Below are 17,597 nucleotides of genomic sequence, written 5' to 3' on the forward strand. Positions count from 1 at the left end.
GATCAGGTACTTTTACCAAAACGACTGAACCTGTGCAGATTATAATACAGGAAATTCGTACGAAGGATTATGATCAGCAGCAAGGGGAGAATGCTGGGATGAAAGGACTGGAAACCCAATATCCAGATGACCAGTGCCAGGTCGGCGAGGATCATTGACGCAAGTAAAAGTTTTCTGATCCCTCTACTTTGGGGACGGATGGCCAGTTTGGCAGCCAGGTAGAGGTGTAGCGGAAACGCCCAGAAAAGATTCCAGTTATTTTTGGTTTGGGAATGTTCGGTGAAAAACCACAAAAAGCAAAGCAATAGGCCCAGCAGGCCCAGCACGGTAAAAAGGCCGATGTCCAGTCCCAGGAAAAGCCGCTGCTTTCTATATCCTAAGAAAGTGAGTAGTCCGGCCAGAATGGCCAGGGCCCAGAAAACAAAATAAGGGTTCACCAGGCTAAAACTACCCCGCTCCCCATCCGGAAAATCGTAAATAGCATTGTTTTGACTCACCAATGGGCGTTCCGGTCCGTCTCCTATAATACTTGCACTTTGGAAGGCTGCCTCCAGGTAATCTGGCAAAAACATTTTCTCTTTTTCATTGGCAGCCCGGTCTATTACAGCTCCCAGGGCAAGATCAATGCCCAGGTCTGACCAGGGAAGCGGGTACACATACTCATCGATCAGGTTGCGAAAGCTTTTCTCTTCCTCCGGCTGAGGGAGGTTCCACTTCAGTGAATTTCCCAGTACCGATTCCATCATTTCTCTTATTCTTGTAGAACAATTGTCAAAGAAGAAATCGTAGCGGTATTTTCGGTTTTCGGGTCTGTAATTTTTCTGCAAAAAAGCCACCACAGCCCTGGCCTGTACATCTGAGAGATTCAACTCCTGCTCCCTTACACTTCTTCTGAAATAATTGTATTCGTACAGAAAATTCTCAGTTGTGGTGAGAGACAATTGGTAATCCAGTGTCCGGCGAATGAACTTGACATAGAAAAAGGGTGTGTTGAAATCAAAAGTACCATAATTGAATACCAGGTCGCGACCGGTCTCCAGCTCGCGCACACGTATTGCACTGTGACCAAAGGTAGCGTACAATTCCTCCCCCGGATCGCAGGTAAGCAGGCTGATCTTATATTGCTGTGCCTGGCCTGGCGATGGGCTATGTAACAAAAAGAAGAGGATTCCCCACAACAGACAGGATTTGAACTCAGGAAAGGAAAAAGCGAAGCGTTGCATAGGAGTTGATCAGGTAAAATCAATTAGACAAGGACAAATTTACTGGTTTAATTCAGTTTTCCGTAGGGGATGTGTTAATTCGTAGGGGCCAGTGTTGGTAGCAAAAATTTTGTTTGAAATAATTAAAAATGATGTTTATATAAAAATATACGATTTACATCCTTTGATTTTATTTGGGTAATGTTTATTTTTATTACCTATTCATTTTTATTATGGATATTTTTTATAAAGAAAGGACCCTCAAAACTGTACATGGACTGTTGATCGTCAGGATTGCAGTGCTGTTTGGCCTGCTGTTCGTCATTGGATTTACTGCATATGCGCAGATTCCGTTGTCCACTTTCAGCTATCGGTCTGCCTTGCCTGAGGGAGGCCAGGGTGACTGGGACGACCCGGCGAGCTGGCAGGTATATGACGGTACAGCCTGGACAGCTGCTAGCCTGCCTCCAAATCGGGATAATGATGTTTTCATCATTAAAGGCAATGAAATCAGACTGACGGGTAATGAAGAAGTAAATAATCTTTATTTATTTGGTGCAGCCGATGCGGGGAAAAAGTTGAATCTGCAAACTTTTGATCTGGATGTCTATGGAGGCCTTCACAGTTTTCATGTGGTTGGGGCTGATTACAACTTGTTTGATAGTGCCTGGTTGGGTGATGACTGGATTTATCCAGAGGAAGGAAGGATCGTTTTCAGAGGCAACTCAAGAATTGTAGTTGATAGAAACTCCTGGAGCGGACAAAATCTTGCCAGCAGGTATACCGTGGTATTTTATCCAAATCCGGATCAGGAACTGGTTGTAAATGCTGTTTTTAAAGCAAGTAACTTTTTAATACAGAGCGGGACGGTCCGGCAAACGGTAAATTATAATGGCTCACCTGCCTCGTCTACTTTTTCATTTACAACAGACGATGTTTTCGGTACAGAAGATTTTGGAGAATTTCGTATTGCGCCGGGAGCTACACTCATTTCAGAGACGACCCGTGAATTTAACCAAATACTTAGAAGATCAGACACCAAACCCGCAAGCTCCTTTATTCTGGAAGAAGGCGCGAACCTGGTGCTGCAGGGAGAGGAACCCATCATCGATGCGGTCAATGTGGTACTGGATGGCAATGTTTTCTATGCCGCAGACGGGGCCACACAGGGATTTTTAAAAGCCTCTATGGCTGAGTCCCAATCAGATTTCCTATACCAAAACCTCTATTTCCAGGGGCTGGCTACCAAAGTTCTTCCGGACGAGCTCTCGGTACAGGGTGATATGGTATATGTCTCAGGTGGGCAGGTCACTGGATTTGACACCGAATTGCAACTGACCGGAAATGTGGACCAGGAGTTGAACATACCCGGACTGGAATTGTCGGGACTGTTGTTGGATAAATTATCCGGGACCGTGAATTTAAGACATAGATTAACGATTTTTGAAACCTTCAATCAGGTAGCGGGTACAATAAATTTCCATGATCAGGACCTGACCCTGGAATTCGGATCCACGGGTATTTACAGCTACTCAGGAGGAAAATGGCTCAATCTGGGGAAATTGTATTACGAAAATCTGCCCCTGATTCTGGATGATTCAAATGCCACCTTTCCCATATACGATACGGTTTTTGATGCGCCCAGACATTTGGTGTTGGAAGGAAATTTGTCTGGTTCGGCGCAGGCAATTGAAATCAGCTATATTGAAGCTCCCGGCCTTACTTACGATCCGGAATTTTCGGATCATGGGGAGGTGGTCGTTTATCACCTGAACAGCTTTTTTGAGTTGAATACGGTTGGTACTGCTACCAATGAGATAAGTGCCTGGATACTGGCGGAGGATTTGGCGGTGCAGGACATCGACCATTTGCGTATAGTAGGGGCAGGTGAGCAGGCTATAGGTGATCACGTGTCCGCATCACTCAGGGATGGCATGCTTTGGGCAGGCAGGCTATTTGAATTTGATGAGGCTCAGACTAGTTTTCTTACAATCGGAAGCATTAGCGAATTAAGCGTATTACCGGTTGAATGGTTGGACTTCGAGGCTATTTTGATAGGAGACCGGGTTCGACTTACCTGGAAGAGTACATCCGAAAATCTGATTGAATACACCGTTTCGCGAAGCGACGGTGAGAAACCTGAATTTTTTCCCATCGGTACATTCCAGGAGGAAAGGAATGGCATTACGATCACCTTCGAGGATCGTTTTTTCCCCATAGATAAACCATTTTGGTACTATCAGGTGTCGGCCATGGAAGATCAGTCGGAAATCAGCTATAGTCCTGTAATCAGGGTTTCCAACCCGTTTTATGCCCGGCAAAATCCCTCCATTTTTCCAAATCCCTACCAGTCCGGTGACATCAACCTTCAGTTGGGGGATATGCAGGACATTAGGACGGTACAGGTGTGGAGCATGAAAGGAGTCGATTACCAAACATTGTTTTTCAAAGAGGAATTCGATTCCCCGATGGTAGAAATGTACTTGAAGGAGCTTCCCCCGGGCACCTACCTGATTCAGCTCCGCAGCCTGGGGGAAATTCATACCATCAAATGGCAGAAGGGATCCCCGTAAAATAACTGCCAGGTTTTTACTGGTCGAGTAGGCATTTAGCGGATTATGCTGTAATTTTTGATTTCATTTGAAATTCATGATGACTTTTGTTGTTGTTGCCTTCAGTATTCTTTTGCTGGTTTTGATGATCATCTGGGTAAAGGTAGAACCATTTATTGCCTTTTTGATTGCATCTATCCTGACCGGATTGTTTTTAGGGATTCCCCTGGAGAACATCGCCAGCTCTGTTCAGGAGGGCATAGGTAGTTTGATGGGAGCGCTGGTAATCGTCATTACGCTGGGGGCCATGTTGGGAAAAATCGTAGCCGATAGCGGTGCGGCGCAGCGGATAGCCACTTTCCTCATGGGCCGGTTTGGAGAGCATCGCGTGCACTGGGCCATTGCAATTACCGCTTTTATTGTGGGCATACCCCTGTTTTTTAATGTGGGCTTTGTTTTACTTGTGCCTCTCGTTTTTTCGGTTTCCTATCAATACAAAATTCCGGCTATGGCCGTCGGCATTCCAATGTTGGCAGCACTTTCTGTCACCCATGGTTTGCTTCCACCCCATCCGGGACCGATAGCTTTGGTGGCGCAGTTTGATGCAGATATGGGTGCCACGCTGGTATATGGCCTTATTTTGGCGATTCCTATGGTTGTGCTGGCAGGCCCCATACTGGGGAAGTGGCCTTTTTTTCAAACCATGAAAATAAAGCCACTGGAGGTTTTCAGTGCCAAACCGCTGCCGGAGGAGGCGCTTCCCGGCTTAGCGAACAGTTTATTTACGGCTTTGCTCCCCGTATTTTTGCTCATTGCCCTGTCTCTGGTCAAGCTACAGTTGGGGGAAGATAGTTCCGGATTTGGTTTTCTGGTCTTTATCTCGGACCCTAATGTGGTCATGTTGATTTCCCTGATATGGGCTACACTTAGCCTGGGACTCACCAGAGGAGTTAAGATCCAGCAGATCATGGAGGGATATGCAGGGGCTGTGAAGGATATTGCCCTGATACTATTGATCATTGCAGGTGCCGGAGCCTACAAAGAAATTTTGGTGGACAGCGGGGTCAGTGCTCAGATTGGCACGGCGCTGGAGAAGCTACCGGTAAATCCCCTGTTATTGGGCTGGTTGATTGCAGCGGTAATCCGCATTTCCGTGGGTTCGGCCACCGTGGCTGCCCTTACCGCTGCAGGCATCATTGCCCCGCTGGTAATGGCCGGAGGGTCCGACCCCAATTTGATGGTGCTGGCCATAGGAAGTGGCAGCCTGATATTTTCCCATGTCAATGATGGGGGATTCTGGCTGGTAAAGGAATATTTTAACCTGAGTATCAAACAAACTTTTCTATCCTGGACGCTGCTTGAAACGGTCGTGGCCTTTCTTGGATTGGCGGGGGTTTTGATACTAGATTTGTTTGTATAATGAAAGAATAACCAAAACAAATGGAAAACATGTCAGCAGAAGGAAAATTAAAAGAATTGGGTCTGGTATTGCCGCCAGCCCCGCCTCCCGGTGGAGTCTACCGCCCCATAGTCATCACGGGCAATTTATTGTACTTGTCCGGTCATGGACCCGTGCGTGAAGACGGCAGCCTTATCAAAGGAAAAGTCGGGATAGATTTGGATAAGGAACAGGGAAAAGATGCCGCCAGACAGGTTGGCCTTACGATGCTTTCTACACTGCAGACCCAACTGGGAAGCATCAATAAGGTCAAGCGGGTGATCAAGGTCTTGGGAATGGTGAATAGTAGCCTGGACTTTGAAGACCATCCCTATGTGATCAACGGCTGTTCGGAGTTGTTCAGAGACATTTGGGGAGAGGAAAACGGTATTGGATCCAGAAGCGCTGTGGGTTTCGGTTCCCTGCCTGGAAAAATTGCTGTTGAAATCGAAGCTACCTTTGAATTGAATCAATAATGAATATGGAGGAAAAATGGTATGCCCTGCACGATCCGGATAGCGTAGATAGCCCGGCACTTTTGGTATATCCGGACAGGGCCCGGGAAAACATCAGGCGGGCGATAGAGGTGGTTGGGTCTCCGGATCGTCTCCGGCCCCATGTAAAAACTAACAAATCCATTGAGGCCTGCCGTATGATGATGGATGCCGGTATAAAAGCCTTTAAAGGTGCCACCATAGCTGAAATAGAGATGTTGACCCGGGCCGGGGCTGAGGATATCTTATTGGCCTATCAACCGCTGGGTCCAAAAATCGACCGCTTTCTCAGATTGATTGAAGACTTTCCTGAGATACAATTTCATTGTCTGGTGGACAATGCTGTAGCAGCAAGGGCTCTGTCTTCCAAAGCCGGTGAAAAAGGAAAGGTGCTGTCTGTTTACATAGACCTGAATGCCGGAACAAACCGTACGGGGATAGCCCCTGGGCAGCAAGCAGAAGCTCTTTTTAAGGCGATTCTGGAAATGCCAGGATTGCACGTCAGGGGTTTTCACCTCTACGACGGGCACTTGAGAAACCCTGTGTTCGATATCAGAAAGAAAGAATGTGACAGCGGATTTGCTCCGATTGCCAGCATGCGGGAAAAATTGGAAAGAGATCAGGGCAGGAGTCTGGAGATCATCGCCGGAGGTACCACAACCTTCCCCATACACGCGAAAAGAGAACGGGTTATCTGTGGACCGGGCACCTTTATCTATTGGGATGATGGCTATGCTGACACGCTTCCGGAGCAGGATTTTTTATTTGCGGCTTTGCTCATGTGCAGGGTCGTATCCTTCCCTGCGGAAAACCTGATATGCGTAGATTTAGGGCATAAAGCCGTTGCGTCAGAGAATCCGTTGGACAAGCGGGTACGTTTTCTCAATGCCAGAAATCTCCTTGCTGTGAGCCAGAGCGAAGAGCACCTGGTGTTACAGACTTCAACGGATCATGGGTACCAGTGGGGTGATGTATTGTATGGTGTGCCCTATCACATTTGTCCCACAGTAGCCCTGCATCAGGAGGTGGTCTTGATCCGGGACGGAGAGGTGCTGGGTGCATGGAAAACCATTTCCAGGGATAGAAAGATTTCAATTTAAGCGTTACCATTCATTTTAATCAGATATACATGTTCACGATAGATGCGCACCTTGACCTCAGTATGAATGCACTGGAGTGGAACAGGGACCTGACGCTTCCTGTTCAGGAGATCAACGAAAGAGAGCAGGGACTGACAGACAAACCTGATCGCGGAAATGCGACCGTATCATTACCTGCGTTGAGAGAAGCAGATATTGGATTGGTGGTGGCCACCCAGATCGCCAGGTACGTTGCACCGGGAAACCCACTGCCGGGCTGGCACAGTCCGGAACAGGCATGGGCGCAGACTCAGGGGCAGCTCGCCTGGTATGAGGCCATGGAAGATAAAGGCGAAATGGTGCAGATCAGAGACCGGGAAACATTGAATGCCCATGTTGATTTGTGGCAAAATGGCAGCGATAATAGCCGAAAACCCGTGGGGTATATCCTATCGCTTGAAGGAGCTGATTCTATAATTGACCTGAGCTACCTCGAAAAATCGTACGAAAAGGGGTTGAGAGCGCTGGGGCCCGCGCATTACGGCCCTGGCAGGTATGCGCAGGGAACGGATGCCAGCGGGCCGATGGGCAAGCAGGGAAGAGCGCTGCTCAAAGAAATGGATCGGTTGAATATCATTCTTGACGCCACCCATTTGTGCGATGAAAGTTTCTGGGAGGCACTGGAGCATTTTAATGGTTCCGTTTGGGCCAGCCACAACAATTGCCGGGCATTGGTCAATCACAACCGGCAATTCAGTGATGAGCAAATCAAAGCATTGATCGACCGGGGAGCGGTGATCGGAGGAGCGCTGGATGCATGGATGATGGTGCCCAATTGGATAAAAGGCGTGTCCATGCCCAGAGAAATGGCTTGTGACCTGGAGAAAGTAATAGATCACCTGGACCATATTTGCCAGCTTGCCGGAAATGCGCAGCATATCGGCATCGGGACAGACCTGGACGGTGCTTATGGCAGGGAACAGAGTCCTTACGATCTGGAAACCATTGCGGATATTGGACGGATCCCCGGCATGCTCCAGCAAAGAGGTTATTCGGCAGCAGACATTGAGCTGGTCATGCACGGCAACTGGCTAAGGTTTCTACGCCAGTCATGGGCCAGGTAGATATTTTAACAAAAAAATATTAATATTAAACAAAATAAATATTTTTTAGAATCCTAACGCTCGTGCTAAAACCCCTTTAAATCAGCTTTAAAGGGGTTTTTTAATGAGAAGAGGTTGCTTAGGGGTAGTTTTGTTTAATAAAAAATAAAAAATATTCGACAAAACATTTGCTTTAATGTTTAACAAATATTAGCTTTGATTAAACAAAAAAGCAAAACCATGACAACACTTGAATTTAGCTACTCCCTCAACAAGTTAAGCAAGACATTAAAACCATTTGCACTGAAGCTCACCAGGGACATGGATGACGCCAATGACCTTTTACAGGATACCATGGTGAAGGCCTTTACCAACAAAGACAAATTCGCAGATGGGACCAATCTCAAGGCATGGTTGTATACCATCATGAAAAACACTTTTATCACCAATTATCAGAGAATGGTCAGGCGAGGCACTTTCGTCGATACCTCAGACAACCTTCATTTCATCAACTCAGGATCTGTAGTGATCGAAAACGATGCTTTTGGAGAGTTCGCCATGAAGGATATTACCAAAGCGATTGATAACCTGGATGATGTCTACAAGACACCTTTCATGATGCACTACAAGGGCTTCAAGTATCATGAAATTGCTGATAAACTGGACATTCCCATAGGTACAGTAAAAAACAGGATTCATATTGCACGCAAACTATTAAAAGACGAACTTCAGGTGTATATTACCAAAAATTAAAAAATGGCAAATCGAAAAGTTGTAGTAATTGGGTCGGGATTTGCCGGATTATCTACAGCCACGCATCTGGCAGCTCAAGGTCAGGAAGTTTTGTTATTGGAGAAAAATAGTTCCCCTGGAGGTAGAGCACGAATGTTTGAAGCCGGGGGTTTTTCTTTTGACATGGGGCCGAGCTGGTACTGGATGCCCGACGTATTTGACCGGTACTTTGGCAAGTTTGGTAAAAATACCAGCGATTATTATGAACTGGTAAGGTTGGATCCCTCTTATGCGGTAATTTTTGGAGAGGAGGAATTTATGGATATCCCGGCCGATCTGGAAGCACTGAAAAAGATTTTTGAGGATTTGGAGCCGGGGTCCGGAAAGAAGCTGGATGAATTTTTGGCTCAGGCTGCCTACAAATACCAGAAAGGCATTCATGATCTCGTCCATCGGCCCAGCCTTTCTCTACTGGAGTTTGCCGATCTCTCCCTGCTAAAGGACCTGTTTAAAATGGATATTTTTCAATCCATGTCCACCCACCTCAGAAAATATTTTTCTCACGAAAAGATCATCCGGCTCATGGAGTTTCCGGTTTTGTTTTTGGGGGAGACTGCATCGAACATACCGGCCCTTTACAGCTTGATGAATTATGCGGATATTGCCCTGGGAACCTGGTATCCTATGGGCGGCATGCATCGGATAATAGCCGGTATGGTATCCCTGGCAGAGGAGAACGGAGTTCAGATAAGGACCAATGCTGAAGTGAGCCAGATTGTGTGTAGCAAAGGGGAAGCCCGCTACCTTGTTCTATCCAATGGAGAAACCATTGATTTTGATGTGTTGGTAGCAGGTGCGGACTACCATCATGTAGACAGGAAGTTGCTTGAACCTCAGTACAGCAACTATTCAGCCAACTACTGGGACAAAAGGACGCTGGCTCCTTCATCGCTTTTGTTTTATCTGGGGATAAACAAAAAACTGAAGCATCTCCGGCATCACAACCTGTTCTTTGATGAGCCATTAGGCCCTCATGCAGAAGCCATCTACAGAAATCCCGGATGGCCGGCAAAGCCTTTATTTTACGTTTCCGCACCTTCACAGACGGATCCTTCTGTTGCTCCCGAGGGGATGGAAAATTTATTCATACTGATACCATTGGCACCGGATCTGCCGGATGAAGAAGAAATCCGGGAAAAATATTATGTCAAGGTAATGGACAGGTTGGAAAAATTGACAGGACAGGCCATACGGCCACACGTGGTCTTCAAGAAATCCTATGCACACAGCGATTTCAAGAATGATTATCATGCATTCAAAGGGAATGCATATGGCCTGGCTAATACCCTTATGCAAACCGCCATTCTCAAGCCCTCGCTGAGAAACAAAAGATTGAAAAACCTGTTCTATACCGGTCAGCTTACCGTACCCGGGCCAGGGGTGCCGCCTTCCTTGATTTCCGGTGAAGTGGTGGCCAAAGAGGTGATGAAGTCGATAAAAGATTCTAAATAATTTCGATAAATTGAGCATGTTATGATTGACCAGCGAAAACTTTTTGATAACACTGCCCTGGAATGTAGCAGAATCATTACCCAAAGGTACAGCACATCATTTACCCTTGGAATCAAAACCCTGCATGAGAAATTTCACCTGCCCATATATGCGATTTATGGATTTGTGCGATATGCCGATGAAATCGTAGACACTTTTCATGACAAAGACAAGCAGGGATTACTAAACGCTTTCACCGCAGATACCTACAAGGCCATCGAAGATGGTATCAGTCTGAACCCCGTCCTTCACGCCTTTCAATTAATTGTAAATCAGTACCATATAGAACGGCCGCTGATAGCTGCTTTTTTGAAAAGTATGGAGATGGACCTTGACTTTACTACCTACAATGATTCCCGCTATAAGGAGTACATCTATGGAAGCGCTGAAGTGGTGGGGCTGATGTGCTTGAGGGTATTTTGTGAGGGGGACGAAGACGAATACGAGAAATTGAAACCGGCTGCCTGCAAACTCGGGTCAGCATTTCAAAAAGTAAATTTCCTCAGGGACCTGAAAAGTGACTATGAAGACCGGGGCAGGGTTTATTTCCCCGGCGTAAATTTTAAAAAGTTCGATCAGGATATCAAATCTGAGATTGAAGCGGACATAGAGAGGGATTTCGATGAAGCACTGATCGGTATACGACAGTTGCCCAAGGGTGCAATGTTTGGGGTGAAGATTGCCTATCTCTATTACAGAAAATTGTTTCAGAAAATCAAGGGGCTTTCACCTGAGGTCATCACCCAAAAGCGGATTAGGATACCCAATGCGAGAAAGATGATGCTGCTTGCCGGGACATACCTGGGTTATAAAACAGGGCTTGGATAGATGAGAGAGGAATATTACTATCTGGGATTAATGGTATTTACCATACTCTATCCACTGGCACAATCCTTTGAGCACAGGATTCGTTACCACAAAAAATGGTATGCCCTGTGGCCGGCTACATTCGTCGCTGCGATAGCCTACATTGTTTGGGACCATTGGTTTACCGTGGAGGGAGTATGGTGGTTCAATGAAAGGTACATTTTAGGATATTACCTGTTCGAATTACCGGTTGAGGAAATTTCATTCTTCTTTATCGTTCCTTTTGCCTGTATTTTTATATACGAAGTGCTGATCTATTTTTTTCCGAAAGATTGGTTAAAACCTGTTGGTAAACCCTTCGTGTTTCTGATGGCACCTTCACTATTCATTCTGGGACTGGTTTTCCGGGATAAAATGTATACTTCATTTAACTTTATCGTTACTGCCCTGATTATTATGGTTCACTTCATTATCTTTAAAGACAAGCTGTTGGGGCGGTTTTTGTTTGGCTTCCTGGTCACATTGATCCCCTTCATGTTGGTAAACGGGGTGCTTACGGGTTCCTGGCTGGACGAGCCTATTGTAGGTTATAACGATGAAGAGAATCTCGGTATCAGAATAGGAACTGTACCCCTCGAAGATAGTGTTTACCTGTTAGGCTTGCTGTTATTGAATGTCAGCATCTATGAAAAGTTACTAAAACGGAAAACATTTGATCAAAGGCCTGGTTTATAGTACATGTTACACTTAGACGTACATATTGACCAACATTCCGGATTTTGTTTTGGCGTGGTTTACGCCATTGAGATGGCGGAAGAGATTCTAAACGATGAGGGGCATCTCTATTGTCTGGGAGATATTGTACACAACGATGAGGAAGTCAAGCGATTGACGGAAAAAGGCCTCATCATCATTGACCATGACTCCCTTAAAACATTAAGAAACGAGAAAGTTCTCATCAGAGCACATGGAGAGCCACCCTCCACCTACGAATTGGCCATCGAGAATAACCTAACCCTGGTGGATGCGAGTTGTCCGGTGGTCCTGAAGCTTCAGAACCGGATTAAAAACTCGTATGATAAAGACGAGCACATATACATCTATGGCAAGCATGGGCATGCCGAAGTGATCGGCCTTATGGGGCAGACAGGAAATAAGGCCATCGTATTTCAGGACATCAGCGAGCTCGATATCCCATCTCTGCCCAAAAATATTACCCTATACAGCCAGACTACAAAAAGCACAGATAAATTTTATGAGATAAACGAAATCCTCAAGGAAAATGGTATCACTGTCAATTCCAATGATACCATTTGCAGGCAGGTCTCCAACCGAGACAAAGAACTGAGGGAATTTGCTTCAAAATTTGACCATATCATTTTTGTGAGTGGTACCAAAAGCTCAAACGGTAAGGTCTTGTTCAATGTTTGCAGAGAAAAAAACCCACGTACCTATTTTGTTTCCAGCCCCGAAGAAGTAGATGCTGAATGGTTTGCCGAGGGAGAAAGCGTAGGCATCTGCGGAGCAACTTCCACTCCGATGTGGCTGATGGAAAAAGTTCAGGACCGATTGAGAGATTTTTGAATGATTTAAATTTCCTATTTGTTTCCTACCTATGATTGCAGCCCTCCAGAAACAGAAGCTTGGCAGTAATATAGATCCAAAAGGGGTGTTGGTTGCCATGACCATAATATTGTCCTGGTTTTCATCATTGATATTTTGGCTCCACTTCCCGGTAGTTTTTAGCAATCCGGTGGTTTATGTGGGCGTGCTGTTACAAACCCATTTGTACACCGGCCTGTTTATCACCGCACATGATGCCATGCACGGGGTAGTGTCCTCCAACAAAAAATTAAATCATGCTCTGGGATGGCTGGCGGCCCTTTTGTTTTCTTACAATTTTTACTGGAGGTTGTTTCCGGAGCACCACAAACATCACCGACATGTAGCTACTGCGGAGGATCCCGACTACCATGTCTCAAACCGTTTTCTGCCATGGTATCTGAAATTTATCTTTCATTATGTAAATATCTGGCAGGTAATCCTCATGGCTGTCACGTACAATCTGCTAAAGCTTGTATTTCCTGTCTCAAACCTTATAGTATTTTGGATGTTACCTGCCGTGCTGTCTACCCTTCAATTATTTTATTTCGGCACCTATCTGCCCCATAAAGGCAGCCACGACAACAAGCATCATTCCGGAACAATGGCAGCAAATCATTTTTGGGCATTTCTTTCCTGTTATTTTTTCGGTTATCACCTGGAGCATCATGAAGCCCCAAATACGCCCTGGTGGCGATTATGGAAAACAAAAAAGGAGATATAGCGAAAAAAACACCATTGATTGACAAACATTTTTGTTTCATATGCATTATCCTAGATAAAAAAATTGCTTTTATGAAAAAACCATTACTGTTTCTGGTATTGTTATTTTTAGTTTATGGAGTCCAGGCCCAGGACGGTACCATACAGGGAAAAATTATCAATCCGATAAATAACGAGCCCATTCCTTTCGCAAATGTGATCATCCAGGGTCTCGATTTAGGCGCGGTATCGGACGAAGAAGGCAACTATTCCATCTCAGGTATTGAGCCAGGGCTTTACAATATAAAGGCGTCTTTTGTGGGCTTCAAATCAAAGACATTCTATGAGGTACAGGTAGGCAGGGCCCGGCCGGTTCAACTGGATTTTGAATTGGAGGAAGATGCCTCTAATCTGGAGGAAGTGGTCGTAGATTCGGAGTTTTCCCGGTCAGAAGAAACACCTTTGTCTGCCAGGAAGTTAAATGCCAACGAAATAGAGCGATACCCGGGCGGAAATCGGGATATCAGCAGGGTCATTCAGTCACTGCCCGGCGTAGCTAGCACAGCCAGTTTCAGAAACGATATCATCATCAGGGGAGGAGCTCCGAGTGAAAATAAATTTTTTGTCGATGAGATAGAGGTGCCGGTAATCAATCACTTTGCTACACAGGGCTCTTCAGGAGGCCCCGTCGGAATTCTTAACGTCAACCTGATAAAAAATGTGGAAGTGATCAGTGGTGGTTTTCCTGCCAACAGGATGAATTCGCTGAGTTCATTTTTTGAATTCCAGCTAAAAGACGGACGCAGGGACAGGATGTTTACCCAGGTGACGGTCGGCGCCAGTGAACTGACTTTGTCAAATGAGGGGCCTATCGGCGAAAATACTACCTATATCTTTTCTGCCCGCAGATCTTATTTGCAAGGTTTGTTTCGCCTTTTAGGCCTTCCGTTCCTGCCCACTTTTAACGACTTTACTTTCAAGACAAAAACAAGGATCAATGACAAAACCGAACTCACCGTCCTGGGGGTGGGTGCCATAGATCAATTTTCCCTTAATTTTGATGTTCCGGATGAAGAGAATTCGGAGGAACGCGAAAACAGGCTGTATCTGCTGGACAATCTACCCATTTCCACACAATGGAACTATGCTACCGGGCTGAAATTGAAGCGATACAGGGACAACGGTTTCTGGACATTTGTGCTGAGCAGAAACATGCTGAACAACAGGGCATACAAATATGCGCAGAATGATGAATCCACCGAAGATAACCTGCTATTTGACTACCTCTCTCAGGAAAGTGAGAATAAATTCAGGGCTGAAAACAGTGTTTTTAAGGATGGCCTTACCTTCCAATATGGTGTAAATTATGAGTTTAGCAGGTATTTGATCGAAAATTTTGACCGGCAGGTTCTGGTAGATGACGGACAGGAACTGAACATCTCCTCGGTTTCGCTATTCAATAGTTACGGTGGATTTGTAATGGCGAGCAAGAAATACCTGGATGACCGACTGCTGGTCAATGGGGGATTGCGAATTGACGGAAGCGATTTTGGGGAAACTGCTGCCAATCCCCTGAATCAACTGAGCCCCAGGTTCTCTACCAGCTATCAGATCAGAGAAAACCTCTTCTGGAATGTCAACGCCGGCATCTATTACCAAAAGCCGCCCTATACGGTACTTGGATTTCAGAACAACGAGGGTGCCTTTGTCAATCAGGACAACGATGTGCGATTCATTCGCGCCACCCATTACATTTCCGGCCTTGAATGGCAGTTTCCTGCTAAAAACAGGAAGGTCTCGGCAGAGCTTTTTTACAAAAAATACGACAATTACCCCAGCTCCGTAAGAAATGGCATAGCACTTTCCAACCTGGGTGCAGATTTTGGTGTGATTGGAAATGAACCGGTGCGTTCCGATGCCGAGGGTAGGGCATATGGTCTTGAGTTATTGGCGCAGCAGCGGCTGTTCAATGATTTTTACGGTATTGCTGCCATCACACTGGTACGTAGTGAATTTACCAACCCGAACACGGGATACCTGCCTTCTTCCTGGGATAACCAGTTTATAGTAAGTCTAACAGCAGGAAAAAGGCTGCCCAAGGATTGGGAAATAGGAGGGCGTTGGAGATTTTTGGGAGGTACACCTTTTACACCCTATGATCTGCAGGCTTCATCCCTGCGAAGCAACTGGGACCTGTTTAACCGGGGCAGGTTTGATTTTAACCGGATCAATGCAGAAAGGCTGAAAAGTTTTCATCAGTTGGACCTTCGGATAGACAAGAAATACTTTTTTGACAATTGGAATTTAAATTGGTATTTTGATATACAAAATGCCTATAATTTTCAGGCCGAGCAGCAGCCTGACCTGGTACCACAGCGTGATGATCAGGACCAGTTGGTGGTTGATCCGGAAGATCCGAGCCGCTACCTGCTTCGGGAGGTTCCAAATCCTGCCGGTACCGTATTGCCAACTATCGGTTTGATTATAGAGTTTTAGCGGACAATGTAGTATCTTCGCGCCTTGATGAAGACAATCCACCTCTTTGTTCTGGCCCTGATGCAGGTATCAATCCTTCCTGCCGCTGCGCAGATTTTGCAGGATTCGGATAGTATTCCCCAAAACGAAACCAGGTCCATAGACCGGCTTTTCGTGCTGGCAGACCAAGTGGTAGATGTGCTCAGTACGGATACCTGGACCTTTATTCCTGCTGTGACCTATTCGCCAGAGACCAGCCTGGGAATAGGCGGCAGGGCACTCAGGATTTTTAGGACAGGCGAAGGGCTGCCTGCCGATACCAGGCCTTCTTCCCTTCCACTCACTTTTCTGTATACGCTCAAACACCAATTGATTTTGACCGGAGAGCTGGAGCTCTGGATGAAGGAAAACAGATCTTTTCTGCATAGCCGGGTAATTGTTTCAGATTACCCTTTTCAATTTTCCGGAATCGGAAACGAAATTATGCCTGCAGAGAATTACGCCACCAGATATTTGTATTTTCATCTCTATTATGAAAAAAGGATCGGGCGGGGAATATACCTGGGGCCGCGGTATGAATTCAGAATAGATGATATCTACGGAAAATCTCCCGGCGGCCTGCTGGAAGCGGGAAATATCCCCGGCAGTGAGGGGCCTCGGCTCTCCGGTTTGGGCCTTGCATTGAATGTGGACAGGCGGGATAATATTTTTCAGCCCGGCAGCGGAGTATACCACCAGCTGACCTGGATGAAATTTCATTCTTTCTTTGGCAGTAATTTTGATTTCAATCAATGGGTTTTGGACCTCAGAAAGTATTGGTCCCTGGGATCGGGACATATTTTTGTGGGTCAGGCACGTTTTAGTTTTACCCAGGGTAACGCTCCATTTCAGCACCTCTCCATGTGGGGGGGGAGTGATCTGATGCGTGGATACTTCGAAGGCAGGTACCGGGACAAACATGCCATGGTATATCAGGCGGAATGGCGTTTCCCCGTCTACCGCAATCTCGGCATGGTGGCGTTTGGCAGTGCCGGACAGGTAGGCGATGAATTGGCAGCATTTGGTGTCAACTCAAACCTGCGATTTGCAGGTGGGCTCGGATTCCGTTATAGGTTGAATGAGGAAGGGTTAAACCTCAGGATTGATTTTGCATTTGGGGATCAGCCGGCTTTCTATTTTGGTTTGAATGAAGTGATTTGATTTTATCAGGTATACCATGGAAGTAAATGCATTGAATAAACTTTTTGGAAATATCGACATCTATTTATTGGATCAGTTGCTAAAGGGCAGGTTTGATAAAGAGATGATCATATTGGATGCCGGCTGCGGGGAGGGGCGCAACTCCCACTATTTCATTCAGCAGGGCTACAAAATTCTGGGCGTAGACAAGAATCCGGCGGCTATAAGTATGGCCAGAATATCGGCAAAGACACTTGACCCTACCTTTGACACACAGCGTTTTCAGGTTGCCGGCGTGGAGGAATTGCCCTTTCACGATGGGGCTTTTAACGCCATTATCAGCAGCGCCGTAATGCATTTTGCCGATGATAGCGTACATTTTATGACCATGATGCGGGAACAAATGAGGGTGCTGATGCATGGAGGACTTTTCTGGTTGAGAATGTGTACCGATGGGGCTGGCTGCTTCTCCGTTGCGGATGCCTCTCCAGAGGGAAAACAAAGGCTGCCTGATGGTACCGAACGTTTTGTTCTCACTGAGGAATTGACGCATGAATTCATACAGGAATTTGGATTGATTTCCCTGGAGCCTTTAAAATCAGTTTTGGTGCACGGACAAAGGGCCATGGGCGCATTCTTGTTTCAAAAAGGAAAGGGCAATCAGGTATGAAAGAGACATTT

At 46.0% G+C, this 17,597-nt stretch carries 15 protein-coding genes; 14 read left to right on the top strand and 1 reads right to left on the bottom strand.

Going from position 1 to position 17,597, the window contains the following annotated elements; translation table 11 throughout:
* Positions 1–2: 2 nt before the first annotated feature.
* The gene (locus BUB19_RS01680) at positions 3–1,223 is read right to left on the bottom strand and encodes a lipoprotein N-acyltransferase Lnb domain-containing protein (protein WP_084096887.1); all 1,221 of its coding nucleotides are present in this window, start codon (positions 1,221–1,223) and stop codon (positions 3–5) included.
* Positions 1,224–1,435: 212 nt separating this feature from the next.
* On the opposite strand from BUB19_RS01680, the gene BUB19_RS01685 reads away from it, so the two are divergent.
* The 14 genes from BUB19_RS01685 to BUB19_RS01750 all read left to right on the top strand — a co-directional run bounded on the left by BUB19_RS01685 (position 1,436) and on the right by BUB19_RS01750 (position 17,586).
* Positions 1,436–3,775 carry a T9SS type A sorting domain-containing protein gene (locus BUB19_RS01685; RefSeq protein WP_143155881.1) on the top strand — a complete coding sequence of 780 codons (2,340 nt, stop codon included), beginning with the start codon at positions 1,436–1,438 and terminating at the stop codon, positions 3,773–3,775.
* A 79-nt stretch (positions 3,776–3,854) separates the two neighbouring features.
* On the top strand, positions 3,855–5,174 hold the full coding sequence (locus BUB19_RS01690; protein ID WP_073091479.1) for a gluconate:H+ symporter: 1,320 nt from the start codon (positions 3,855–3,857) through the stop codon (positions 5,172–5,174).
* A 29-nt stretch (positions 5,175–5,203) separates the two neighbouring features.
* On the top strand, positions 5,204–5,668 hold the full coding sequence (locus BUB19_RS01695) for a RidA family protein (protein ID WP_178371419.1): 465 nt from the start codon (positions 5,204–5,206) through the stop codon (positions 5,666–5,668).
* Positions 5,668–6,786 (top strand): D-TA family PLP-dependent enzyme, encoded by a 1,119-nt coding sequence (locus BUB19_RS01700; protein ID WP_245802753.1) that lies wholly within the window; start codon positions 5,668–5,670, stop codon positions 6,784–6,786. The genes BUB19_RS01695 and BUB19_RS01700 overlap by 1 nt, the downstream gene beginning before the upstream one ends.
* A gap of 29 nt (positions 6,787–6,815) precedes the next feature.
* A complete protein-coding gene (locus BUB19_RS01705) occupies positions 6,816–7,889 on the top strand; it encodes a dipeptidase (RefSeq protein WP_073090748.1) in 1,074 nt (357 codons plus the stop codon).
* A gap of 219 nt (positions 7,890–8,108) precedes the next feature.
* Complete coding sequence (locus BUB19_RS01710; protein WP_073091485.1) at positions 8,109–8,621, top strand: RNA polymerase sigma factor; 513 nt, start codon at positions 8,109–8,111, stop codon at positions 8,619–8,621.
* A gap of 3 nt (positions 8,622–8,624) precedes the next feature.
* Positions 8,625–10,112: a phytoene desaturase family protein gene (locus tag BUB19_RS01715; protein WP_073090752.1), complete on the top strand. Its 1,488-nt coding sequence runs from the start codon at positions 8,625–8,627 to the stop codon at positions 10,110–10,112.
* 21 nt (positions 10,113–10,133) lie between these two features.
* Complete coding sequence (locus BUB19_RS01720; RefSeq protein WP_084096889.1) at positions 10,134–10,979, top strand: phytoene/squalene synthase family protein; 846 nt, start codon at positions 10,134–10,136, stop codon at positions 10,977–10,979.
* Complete coding sequence (locus BUB19_RS01725; RefSeq protein ID WP_073090755.1) at positions 10,980–11,693, top strand: lycopene cyclase domain-containing protein; 714 nt, start codon at positions 10,980–10,982, stop codon at positions 11,691–11,693.
* 3 nt (positions 11,694–11,696) lie between these two features.
* Complete coding sequence (locus tag BUB19_RS01730) at positions 11,697–12,542, top strand: 4-hydroxy-3-methylbut-2-enyl diphosphate reductase (protein WP_073090759.1); 846 nt, start codon at positions 11,697–11,699, stop codon at positions 12,540–12,542.
* A 31-nt stretch (positions 12,543–12,573) separates the two neighbouring features.
* Complete coding sequence (locus tag BUB19_RS01735; protein WP_073090762.1) at positions 12,574–13,284, top strand: fatty acid desaturase; 711 nt, start codon at positions 12,574–12,576, stop codon at positions 13,282–13,284.
* 71 nt (positions 13,285–13,355) lie between these two features.
* Positions 13,356–15,758 carry a TonB-dependent receptor gene (locus BUB19_RS01740; RefSeq protein WP_073091491.1) on the top strand — a complete coding sequence of 801 codons (2,403 nt, stop codon included), beginning with the start codon at positions 13,356–13,358 and terminating at the stop codon, positions 15,756–15,758.
* Between the two features lie 27 nt (positions 15,759–15,785).
* The gene (locus BUB19_RS01745; RefSeq protein ID WP_073090765.1) at positions 15,786–16,937 is read left to right on the top strand and encodes a BamA/TamA family outer membrane protein; all 1,152 of its coding nucleotides are present in this window, start codon (positions 15,786–15,788) and stop codon (positions 16,935–16,937) included.
* Between the two features lie 16 nt (positions 16,938–16,953).
* Positions 16,954–17,586: a class I SAM-dependent methyltransferase gene (locus BUB19_RS01750; RefSeq protein ID WP_073090768.1), complete on the top strand. Its 633-nt coding sequence runs from the start codon at positions 16,954–16,956 to the stop codon at positions 17,584–17,586.
* Positions 17,587–17,597 lie beyond the last annotated feature (11 nt).

The organism is Cyclobacterium lianum (assembly GCF_900143075.1).
Taxonomy (GTDB): domain Bacteria; phylum Bacteroidota; class Bacteroidia; order Cytophagales; family Cyclobacteriaceae; genus Cyclobacterium; species Cyclobacterium lianum.

Coding starts and splice junctions, on each gene's coding strand:
- BUB19_RS01680 (WP_084096887.1), bottom strand. CDS start 1,223: ATGCAACGCTTCGCTTTTTCCTTTCCTGAGTTCAAATCCTGTCTGTTG.
- BUB19_RS01685 (WP_143155881.1), top strand. CDS start 1,436: ATGGATATTTTTTATAAAGAAAGGACCCTCAAAACTGTACATGGACTG.
- BUB19_RS01690 (WP_073091479.1), top strand. CDS start 3,855: ATGACTTTTGTTGTTGTTGCCTTCAGTATTCTTTTGCTGGTTTTGATG.
- BUB19_RS01695 (WP_178371419.1), top strand. CDS start 5,204: ATGTCAGCAGAAGGAAAATTAAAAGAATTGGGTCTGGTATTGCCGCCA.
- BUB19_RS01700 (WP_245802753.1), top strand. CDS start 5,668: ATGAATATGGAGGAAAAATGGTATGCCCTGCACGATCCGGATAGCGTA.
- BUB19_RS01705 (WP_073090748.1), top strand. CDS start 6,816: ATGTTCACGATAGATGCGCACCTTGACCTCAGTATGAATGCACTGGAG.
- BUB19_RS01710 (WP_073091485.1), top strand. CDS start 8,109: ATGACAACACTTGAATTTAGCTACTCCCTCAACAAGTTAAGCAAGACA.
- BUB19_RS01715 (WP_073090752.1), top strand. CDS start 8,625: ATGGCAAATCGAAAAGTTGTAGTAATTGGGTCGGGATTTGCCGGATTA.
- BUB19_RS01720 (WP_084096889.1), top strand. CDS start 10,134: ATGATTGACCAGCGAAAACTTTTTGATAACACTGCCCTGGAATGTAGC.
- BUB19_RS01725 (WP_073090755.1), top strand. CDS start 10,980: ATGAGAGAGGAATATTACTATCTGGGATTAATGGTATTTACCATACTC.
- BUB19_RS01730 (WP_073090759.1), top strand. CDS start 11,697: ATGTTACACTTAGACGTACATATTGACCAACATTCCGGATTTTGTTTT.
- BUB19_RS01735 (WP_073090762.1), top strand. CDS start 12,574: ATGATTGCAGCCCTCCAGAAACAGAAGCTTGGCAGTAATATAGATCCA.
- BUB19_RS01740 (WP_073091491.1), top strand. CDS start 13,356: ATGAAAAAACCATTACTGTTTCTGGTATTGTTATTTTTAGTTTATGGA.
- BUB19_RS01745 (WP_073090765.1), top strand. CDS start 15,786: ATGAAGACAATCCACCTCTTTGTTCTGGCCCTGATGCAGGTATCAATC.
- BUB19_RS01750 (WP_073090768.1), top strand. CDS start 16,954: ATGGAAGTAAATGCATTGAATAAACTTTTTGGAAATATCGACATCTAT.